The organism is Massilia sp. CT11-108, from assembly GCF_047302915.1.
GTDB lineage: Bacteria > Pseudomonadota > Gammaproteobacteria > Burkholderiales > Burkholderiaceae_D > Telluria > Telluria orientalis.
This window is the reverse complement of record NZ_JBKYMO010000256.1, coordinates 1-8,200: the sequence shown is the minus strand read 5'-3', so window position 1 is coordinate 8,200 and position 8,200 is coordinate 1. Positions and strand designations below refer to the sequence as shown.

At 66.7% G+C, this 8,200-nt stretch carries 9 protein-coding genes; 5 read left to right on the top strand and 4 right to left on the bottom strand.

What is annotated here, in order from left to right; all coding sequences use genetic code 11:
- Positions 1–775 (bottom strand): NAD-dependent epimerase/dehydratase family protein (locus ACEN88_RS19295; protein WP_413342102.1); only part of this gene is annotated, 775 nt, incomplete at its 3' end.
- Between the two features lie 33 nt (positions 776–808).
- On the opposite strand from ACEN88_RS19295, the gene ACEN88_RS19290 reads away from it, so the two are divergent.
- The gene (locus tag ACEN88_RS19290; protein ID WP_413342100.1) at positions 809–1,276 is read left to right on the top strand and encodes a hypothetical protein; all 468 of its coding nucleotides are present in this window, start codon (positions 809–811) and stop codon (positions 1,274–1,276) included.
- Between the two features lie 38 nt (positions 1,277–1,314).
- On the opposite strand, the gene ACEN88_RS19285 is transcribed toward ACEN88_RS19290, so the two are convergent.
- From ACEN88_RS19285 to ACEN88_RS19275, 3 genes are all read right to left on the bottom strand, one after another.
- Positions 1,315–1,953 carry a glutathione S-transferase family protein gene (locus tag ACEN88_RS19285; RefSeq protein WP_413342098.1) on the bottom strand — a complete coding sequence of 213 codons (639 nt, stop codon included), beginning with the start codon at positions 1,951–1,953 and terminating at the stop codon, positions 1,315–1,317.
- A 68-nt stretch (positions 1,954–2,021) separates the two neighbouring features.
- Positions 2,022–4,502, bottom strand: coding sequence for a TonB-dependent receptor plug domain-containing protein (locus tag ACEN88_RS19280; protein WP_413342096.1), 2,481 nt, complete (start codon positions 4,500–4,502; stop codon positions 2,022–2,024).
- Positions 4,503–4,664: 162 nt separating this feature from the next.
- The gene (locus ACEN88_RS19275) at positions 4,665–5,594 is read right to left on the bottom strand and encodes a DUF808 domain-containing protein (RefSeq protein ID WP_413342094.1); all 930 of its coding nucleotides are present in this window, start codon (positions 5,592–5,594) and stop codon (positions 4,665–4,667) included.
- A gap of 200 nt (positions 5,595–5,794) precedes the next feature.
- Between ACEN88_RS19275 and ACEN88_RS19270 the strand changes: the two genes are divergently transcribed.
- The 4 genes from ACEN88_RS19270 to ACEN88_RS19255 form a co-directional block, all read left to right on the top strand.
- Entirely contained in the window at positions 5,795–6,004 is a 210-nt protein-coding gene (locus ACEN88_RS19270; RefSeq protein WP_036239616.1) for a BrnA antitoxin family protein, read from the top strand.
- Between the two features lie 107 nt (positions 6,005–6,111).
- Positions 6,112–6,396, top strand: coding sequence for an HU family DNA-binding protein (locus tag ACEN88_RS19265; protein WP_036239618.1), 285 nt, complete (start codon positions 6,112–6,114; stop codon positions 6,394–6,396).
- A 92-nt stretch (positions 6,397–6,488) separates the two neighbouring features.
- Complete coding sequence (locus ACEN88_RS19260; protein ID WP_413342092.1) at positions 6,489–7,124, top strand: LysE family transporter; 636 nt, start codon at positions 6,489–6,491, stop codon at positions 7,122–7,124.
- A gap of 130 nt (positions 7,125–7,254) precedes the next feature.
- A partial coding sequence (locus ACEN88_RS19255) for a DUF6600 domain-containing protein (protein ID WP_413342090.1) occupies positions 7,255–8,200 on the top strand: 946 nt, incomplete at its 3' end.

The window sequence follows — 8,200 nt, the reverse complement described above, 5'->3', positions numbered from 1 at the left end:
ACCAGGCGCCCACGCGCGCAAGCACTCGCGCGACACCCCCCGGCAGCGGCAGCACGCGCAGCCTGCCCATCCCCATCGCGCGGCGCAACGTGGCCAGGTAATCGACGAACGGCAGCGCTCGCGGACCGACGAGGGCGATGCGGCGCACGGGGCCACTCTCGGCCTCGTCCGCATACAGCCGCTGGCGCAGCAGCGTCACGATGGCGGCGACGACGTCGTCCACGTGGATCGGCTGCACGAGTTGCGGGGAATCTCCCAGGCGCACGGCGCACGGCAGCGATGCCATCGCCTTGAAGACGCGCGCGCTGGCGCCGTCCGCGCCGTAGACGAGCGACGGCTGCACGATGGCGGCGCGGATCGGGAGCGTGGCGAGATAGTCGTCGGCGGCCTTCTTCGACAGGTGGTACGCGGTGTCGGCCTGCTCGTCGGCACCCAGCGCGGACAGTTGCACGACCATGTGCACGGCGTCGGACTCCGCGCAGGCGGCGAACAGGGCGCGCGGCGTTGTCGTGTGCAGGTTCGCGAACGTCTGCGTGCCGCGCTCGCGGAAAATGCCGACGGTGTTGATGACGGCTTCCACCCCGGAAAGGCGCGCCAGCCACTTGGATTTGTCGGTATCGTTGGCGAAGTCGGCGCGGATCGCGTACAGGTGCGGGTGGCTCGGCAATGTGCCGGGATGGCGCACCGCGCACACGACGTCATGGCCCTCCGCCAGCAGCGCGCGCAACAGGTGCTGTCCGATGAATCCCGTTGCCCCCGTGAGCAGGATCCGCATGCTTTTCCTTTCTCTACTCTCCAAGAGGACTTCATGGAATCATGGAACACGGCATTCAGGCGCGGCCTCGTCGGCGGCGCCACGTCCAGCCTGCTGTCGACCGCGGCGCTGGCCCTGCTCGGCCGGCGCGAAGCCGGCAGCGCCTACGCACCGACCAATGCGGTCAGCCACTGGATTTATGGCGACGAGGCATTGCATGAACACACGCCCACGCTGCGCCACACCGTCCCCGGCTACCTGATCCACCACGGCAGCGCGATGTTCTGGTCGGTGCTGCTCGAGCGCGTGTGCGGCCGCCTGTTCGACCGCAAGGAACCCGCCCTGACGCTCGGCGTGGCGGCCGCCGCCTCGGCCGTGGCCTGCTTTGCCGACTACCAGCTGACGCCCAGGCGTTTCCAGCCGGGCTACGAGGCCCACTTGTCGAAGCCGTCGCTGGCCGTCGTCTACGGCGTGTTCGGCGTCGGGCTGGCGCTCGGTGCGATGCTCAGCCGCCGTTCCTGATTTCCTTCGAGTGTAAGCGAGGCGGCGATATCGTGGCGTCAGGGTGCATTGACGACCAGCTGCGCCGCGAACGCACGCTGGTACGCGGGCCGTGCTTCGCCGCGCGCGACGTAGGCGGCCAGGACGGGGAATTCGTCGAGGATGCCGGACGGCCGCAGCCGGAGCAGCACCGACACCATCATGAGGTCGCCCGCGCTGAAGTCGCCGTCGAGCCAGTCGGCATCGCCCAGGCGCGCCGACAGCTGCTTCATGCGGTCGCGCACGCGCTCCTCGACGAGCGGGATGCGTTCCTTGCTCCAGGGCTTGTCGCCTTCGAAGATCCGGGCCGTGACCAGTTCCAGGATGGGCGGTTCCACGGTGTTGAGCGCGGCAAACAGCCACGTGATGGCGCGGGCCCGCGCATGGTCGCCGGCCGGCAGCAGGGCGCCGTGGTGCGTGGCGATATGAAAGACGATGGCGCCCGTCTCGAACAGCACGAGGCCGTCCTGTTCATACGTCGGGATCTGGCCGAACGGGTGCAGGGCCAGGTGCGCCGGTTCTTTCATGGCGCGGAACGACACGAGGCGGACGTCGTACGGCAGGCCCGCTTCCTCCAGCGCCCAGCGCACGCGCGTGTCGCGCGCGAGGCCCTTGCCGCCGTCGGGCGAACGTTCGAAGGCGGTGATCGTGATCGTCATGGCGCGGCTCCAAGGAAAAACGGCGTACCGTGCAGTGTCACGGTACGCCGTTGTGAGGTCAAGCGTATTTAAAAGCTGTAGTTCGCGCGCGCATACACGTAGCGGCCATTGTTGCCGAACGGCGTGTAGTTCGAGAACGGCGTATTGCTGGTCGTGTTCAGCGCCGGCGGCAGGGTTTCCGAGTACTGGTCGAACAGGTTGTCCGCGCCGACCGCCAGGCTGAACTGGCGAGTGAAGGCGTAGCGGGCTTCCAGGTCGACGATCGTCCTGGCCTTCAAGGTGAAGTCGAACGCTTCCGTCGTGCCCGGCGACAGCACTTCGCCGTAGCGCGTGGCGCGGGCCGTCACGCCCCACTGGTTCAGCTTCCAGTTGGCGCTCGCCGTGATCTTGTTCTTCGGCTGGCCCTTTTCCAGCGTCAGCACGTTCACGCGGTCGAACAGCACGGGCGCCGGATCCAGCGCGGCCAGCTGGGCGGTGGTCGGGACCCTGGTCACGTCCGTGTGGTTGAAGTTGCCGGCCAGCGTGAAGTCGAAGCGGCCGGCGGCGCCCGCGTTCCACGGCATGCTCGCGACGATGTCGACGCCTTCCGTCTTCGTGTCGACGCCGTTGATGAAGAAGCGGCCGCCGCCGACGCCGATGAAGCCCTGCGACACGATGTAGTTGCGCACGGCCGTCGACAGCAGGTTTTCCGACAGCACGATGCGGTCGCGCACGTTGATGCGGTAGGCGTCCACCGTCAGGCTGACGGGGGCGAAGCGCATGACGGCACCCAGCGAAAAGTTGGTCGACTTCTCGGCCTTCAGCGGCTTGGCGCCCAGCGCGACGGCGACCGGATCGTTCGGCGTGAACGTCGTGATCTCGTACGGGATGCCGTTGACGAAGTTGGTCGACGTCGACGTGAAGCTCTGCTGCTGCAGCGACGGCGCGCGGAAGCCGTTCTGCACGGCGCCGCGCAGCGCGAAGTTCTTCGTGAAGTCGTAGCGGCCCGCCAGCTTGCCGGACAGGTTGTTGCCGAAGTCGTTGTAGTGCTCCTCGCGGATGGCGGCGGAGGCGAGCAGCTTGTCGGTGATGTTCGCTTCGACGTCGACGAACACGCCGATCGCGGTGCGCGACTTGTGCGACGCATTGGCCGGACGGAAGCCCGGGAATACCTGCGCGCCCGATGCGGCCGGGACGCCGCTCGGCAGGATCACGCCGCCGTTGCGCCAGGAATCCGGCTCGCCCGCGTGCAGCTCGTAGCCTTCGCGGCGCGCCTCGGTGCCGACCGCCACGTTCAGCGGCGACGCGAGACCGCCCACGTCGAACTTGCGCACGCCGGTGAGGTTGTACACGAGCTGGTTGTACGAGAAGCCGCCCGCATCGAAGTTCGTCTTGCTGGTCGGGCCGATCGACGCGTTCAGCGTGTTCTGCACGTCGTAGTTCATGCCGTTCTGGCCGTACACGAGCGACGTGTCCAGGTCCCAGTCACCGAGGGCCCAGGTCATGCCGGCGGCGGCGCTGAAGTCTTCGACGGTCGGGGCGATGATCGGCAGGAAGCCGTCCGGGTAGATCGATTGCACGTTGCGGCTGTCCTGCGGCATGCGGAAGTAGCCGGCCGAGCGCGCGTCGCGCAGCTGGTAGCTGCTCCAGCCGTAGACCTTCACGTCCGGGGACAGGTTGTTGCCCACGTTGACGAACACGGTCTTCTGCTGCATCTCCGGGTCGCCGTACCAGGCGTCGAAGCGGTTGATGGTCAGCTCGCGCGGATCGTAGGCGCCGTTCACTTTCGCGTACAGCTGGCGCATGTCGTAGCCGCTGCGCTCCGTGTGGTTCTGGTCCTTGTATTCGGCCGCGATGGTGATGTAGCCCGTCTCGCCCAGCGGCAGGCCTTTCCAGGCGCTGACGGTCGTGGTCTGGCCGTCCGTGCGCTTGCGCGAATTGGGTCCGGTCCACGTGGCGCCGGCCGGCGCCGCGGCATTCAAGAGGTCGTATTCCGAGATGTGGGCGCCGTACGTGATCGTGCCTTCGCCGCCCGTGCGGTCCGTGCGCAGGCGGACATTGACGACGCCCGAGATTGCGTCGGAACCGTATTGCGCGGCCGCGCCGTCGCGCAGCACCTCGATGCTTTTCACGATGGCGGATGGCACCGTGTTCAGGTCGACGGCGGCCGAGCCGCGGCCGATCGAGCCGTTCAGGTTCACGAGCGACGACGTGTGGCGGCGCTTGGAGTTCACCAGCACGAGGCTCTGGTCCGGCGCCATGCCGCGCAGGGTGGCCGGGCGGACGGTGTCCGTGCCGTCCGTCAGCGTGGGACGCGGGAAGTTCAGCGACGGCAGCGCCACCGACAGGGCCTGGTTCAGTTCGGTCGAACCCGTCGTCTTGAGGGTGTCGGCCGAGATGATGTCGACGGGAGAGGCCGTGTCGAGCGCCGTGCGGTTGGCGACGCGGGTACCGGTCACGACGACGGTGGCGGTGCTGTCCTGGGCCTGGGCCAGCAGCGGCGTGCCGGCGAACAGGGTGGCGATGGAGAGGGCGAGTACGGATTGTTGCGGCACAAATCGTTGTTGCATTCTCTTGTCCTTATTCTTGATCTACGTGGATACAACGGCAAGCTCGACTTGATAGTGGAGCTTGATTGTTATCGTTGTCAATTGTGCTAACCCGCAATAGATGTAAGGACGCAACAGTTACCCATCGCGGTGCATGGGCGCACCGCGATGGGCCGGGCTTTGTTACTTTCCGCGGATTTTCTGCACCAGCGTCACCACCGCCAGCACGACCGCGCCGACGACGACCCCCGCCGCGGCATCCACCACGCCAGGGGCCACCGCCGCCAGCAGCCTGCCCACGACCGGGACGCCTGCCACCGCCGCAGCGGCGCTCTCGGCCAGATGGTGCAGCGGCTCGAACGCGTGGCCGATGATGCCGCCGCCGACCATGAACATGGCCACCGTGCCGATCACGGATAGCGACTTCATCAGGCGCGGCGCGGCCGCCACCAGCAGGTTGCCGATGGCGCGGGCGGCGCTGCTCGCACGGCGACTCAGGTACAACCCGAGGTCGTCGATCTTGACGATGCCCGCGACGATGCCGTAGACGCCGATCGTCATCGCGACCGCCACCGCGACGAGGGCCGCCACCTGCGCGCCGAACGACGCGCCCTGTTCGTTGACGACGCCCAGCGAGATCACGATGATTTCCGCCGACAAAATAAAATCGGTGCGGATCGCGCCCTTGATCTTGTCCTTCTCGACCGCGCGCATGTCGGCATTGGCCGCCAGCGCCGTCGCCAGTTCTTCTTCGTGCGCCGCATCCTCGGCGGCGCTGTGCAGCAGTTTATGGGCGACTTTTTCGAAGCCCTCGAAGCACAGGTAGGCGCCGCCCACCATCAGCATCGGCGTGATCGCCTGCGGCAGGAAGGCGGAGATGGCGAGCGCGGCCGGAACGAGGATCGCCTTGTTGCGCAGCGAGCCCATCGCCACCGCCCACACGACGGGCAGCTCGCGGTCCGCGTTCACGCCTGTCACCTGCTGGGCGTTGAGGGCAAGATCGTCGCCCAGCACGCCGGCCGTCTTCTTGGCGGCGACCTTGCTCATCAGGGCCACGTCGTCGAGCACGGTGGCAATGTCGTCGATAAGTGCCAATAAACTTCCTGCAGCCATGTACCGCTCCCCAATATCAATATGCTCACATCTTAACCGACGCAGCCAGTCGGTCCGGTACACGGTTCAGGCGCGTTTTCTGCGTTTCAAACCCGAAAATCTGCATCTCGTCGCTTTCCCGTGCAGCTCATCGCGGGCGATACGTATAGTGACAACATTGGCTGCGGTGCAGCAGCCTTTCCGACCTGAAGGAGATGTCCATGAACCAGAACCTCGACCTGCCGTCCGTTCCGCGCCGCCGTGCCCGTCCTCCGAAGCGCAAGACCCGTATCACCATCTACCTCGACGACGAGGTCCTGGACGAATTCCGCTCGCGCGCCGAGCGCACCGGCACCGGTTACCAGACGCTGATCAACGCGGCGCTACGCCTGCGCCTGGCCAGCGGCGACGCGAATCCGGCAGCGGCCTGAGCAAAAAAACGCAGAAACCCCGCCAATACAGGGTGTATGACGTGTAAGAAGATTACGCGTAGCAATTAATTATGCTAATCTTCCGGCTCTTTCAACCCGGAGGATTTATGAAAAAAGGCGAACTGATCGCTGAATTTGCGAAGCGTACCGAGATGTCGGGCGCCGCTGCGAACGACGCAGTGAACACCATCATCGACATCATCACCGAGCGTCTGAAAAAAGGCGACACGGTGGGTATCACCGGCTTCGGCACGTTCTCGGTCACCAAGCGCGCTGCCCGCAAGGGCCGCAACCCGGCAACCGGCGAAGTGATCAAGATCGCTGCGTCGAAGACGCCGCGCTTCGCTGCCGGCGCGACCCTGAAGGCCGCCGTCAACCCGAAGAAGAAGTAAGCAGTACCCGCGGCTGGCCGCGGTCGTCCGGCAATCGCCGGCGCCGTGCGCCATGCCCGCGTATCCTTTCTCTCCCCTTCCGCTTCCTTCCCATGAGCTTCGCCACCTGGATCACCTTCGTCATCGCAGGTTCGCTGATCGCCATTTCGCCCGGCTCCGGCGCCATCCTGTCGATGTCGCACGGCCTTGCCTACGGGCTGAAAAAGGCCAGCGCCACCGTGCTGGGCCTGCAACTGGGCCTCGTGCTCGTGCTGGTGATCGCCGGCGCCGGCGTCGGCTCGCTGCTGGTCGCGTCGGAGACAGCGTTCACCATCGTGAAGATTGTCGGCGCGCTGTACCTGATCTGGCTCGGCATCGCCCAGTGGCGCGCGAAGGCGGAAGCGTCGAACGTCTCGACGGCCGGCCTCGCGGCGCACCCGTCGTTCGGCCGCCGCGTATTGACCGGCTTCCTCACCAACGCGACGAATCCGAAGGGCATCATCTTCATGGTCGCCGTGCTGCCGCAATTCATCTCGAACGCGGCGCCCGTGCTGCCGCAACTGGCGATCCTGGGCGTCACGATGGTCACCATCGATACCACGGTGATGCACGGCTACGCCCTGCTGGCATCGACGATGCAGCGCTGGTTCCGCGACCCGCGCGCCGTCAAGGTCCAGAACCGCTTCTTCGGCGCCGTGCTGATGGCGGTCGGTGCGCTGATGTTCTTCGTCAAGCCTGCCCACGCCTGAACGCGGAAACATTTCGCAACCATTTGTAATTCGTGTCGTCGTTTCGTACGCTCGTGCGTTGTAATGCAGGAGACGCAATCCGTCGCGTCTACCAACAAGAATACGAGTTTATTCCCGCCCTGGAGACATCATGCCGAACCGCGTCGCGCAAACCGCCGTCCTCCTTGCTTTCTCCACCCTGACGGCGCTCGCCGTGGCGGCCGATCCGCCGGCGCGCGTGGGCCGCGTCGCGCTGGCCCAGGGCCAGGTCACCATCGGCAGCGACGTCGGCGCGGAAATGATGGCCGCGCAGGTCAACTGGCCCGTCACGTCGGGCAACACGATCAGCACGGCGGCCGGCAGCCGCACGGAGCTGCGCGTCGGTTCGACGTCGATCCGCCTGGACGGCGATTCGTCGCTGGAAGTGCTGCAGATGGACGACAACGGCCTGCGCCTGCGCCTGCACTACGGCAGCGCCAGCGTGCGGGTGCTGAATGCGGACGTGCTGGCCGGCTTCGAACTCGAGACCCCGCAGGCGCGCGTGCGCCTGCAGCAGCCCGGCCGCATGCGCGTGGACGCGGAGCGCGTGCGCGACACCAGCTTCGTCACCGTGTTCGACGGCACGGCGCTCGTCGAGGACGGCGATTCGCAGCTGACCCTGCGCGCCGGCCGCCGCGCCGAGGTGGGCGATGCCGACGTCCGCACCATGGCCGCCGTGCGCGACGATTTCGACGAATGGGCCCTCGTGCGCGACCGCTACGAGGACAATGCTGCGTCGTCCCGCTACGTGACGACCGAGATGACGGGCTACGAAGACCTCGACCGCTACGGCAGCTGGCGCGAGGATCCCGAATACGGCCCGCTGTGGACCCCGACCGTGGCCTCCACCTGGGTGCCGTACCGCGACGGCAGCTGGACCTGGCTCGATCCGTGGGGCTGGACCTGGGTCGACAACGCGCCGTGGGGCTATGCGCCGTTCCACTACGGCCGCTGGGTGCACGTGCACAATCGCTGGGCCTGGGCACCGGGCCGCCGTCACGAGCACCTGGTCTGGGCACCGGCGCTCGTCGGCTGGGCCGGCAGCGGCCGGTTGCGGT

Bases quoted from the DNA above. Each gene is read 5' to 3' on its own strand.
- ACEN88_RS19260 (WP_413342092.1), top strand. From the start codon at position 6,489: ATGAGCTTCGCCACCTGGATCACCTTCGTCATCGCAGGTTCGCTGATC.
- ACEN88_RS19270 (WP_036239616.1), top strand. From the start codon at position 5,795: ATGAACCAGAACCTCGACCTGCCGTCCGTTCCGCGCCGCCGTGCCCGT.
- ACEN88_RS19280 (WP_413342096.1), bottom strand. From the start codon at position 4,502: ATGCAACAACGATTTGTGCCGCAACAATCCGTACTCGCCCTCTCCATC.
- ACEN88_RS19285 (WP_413342098.1), bottom strand. From the start codon at position 1,953: ATGACGATCACGATCACCGCCTTCGAACGTTCGCCCGACGGCGGCAAG.
- ACEN88_RS19265 (WP_036239618.1), top strand. From the start codon at position 6,112: ATGAAAAAAGGCGAACTGATCGCTGAATTTGCGAAGCGTACCGAGATG.
- ACEN88_RS19290 (WP_413342100.1), top strand. From the start codon at position 809: ATGGAATCATGGAACACGGCATTCAGGCGCGGCCTCGTCGGCGGCGCC.
- ACEN88_RS19275 (WP_413342094.1), bottom strand. From the start codon at position 5,594: ATGGCTGCAGGAAGTTTATTGGCACTTATCGACGACATTGCCACCGTG.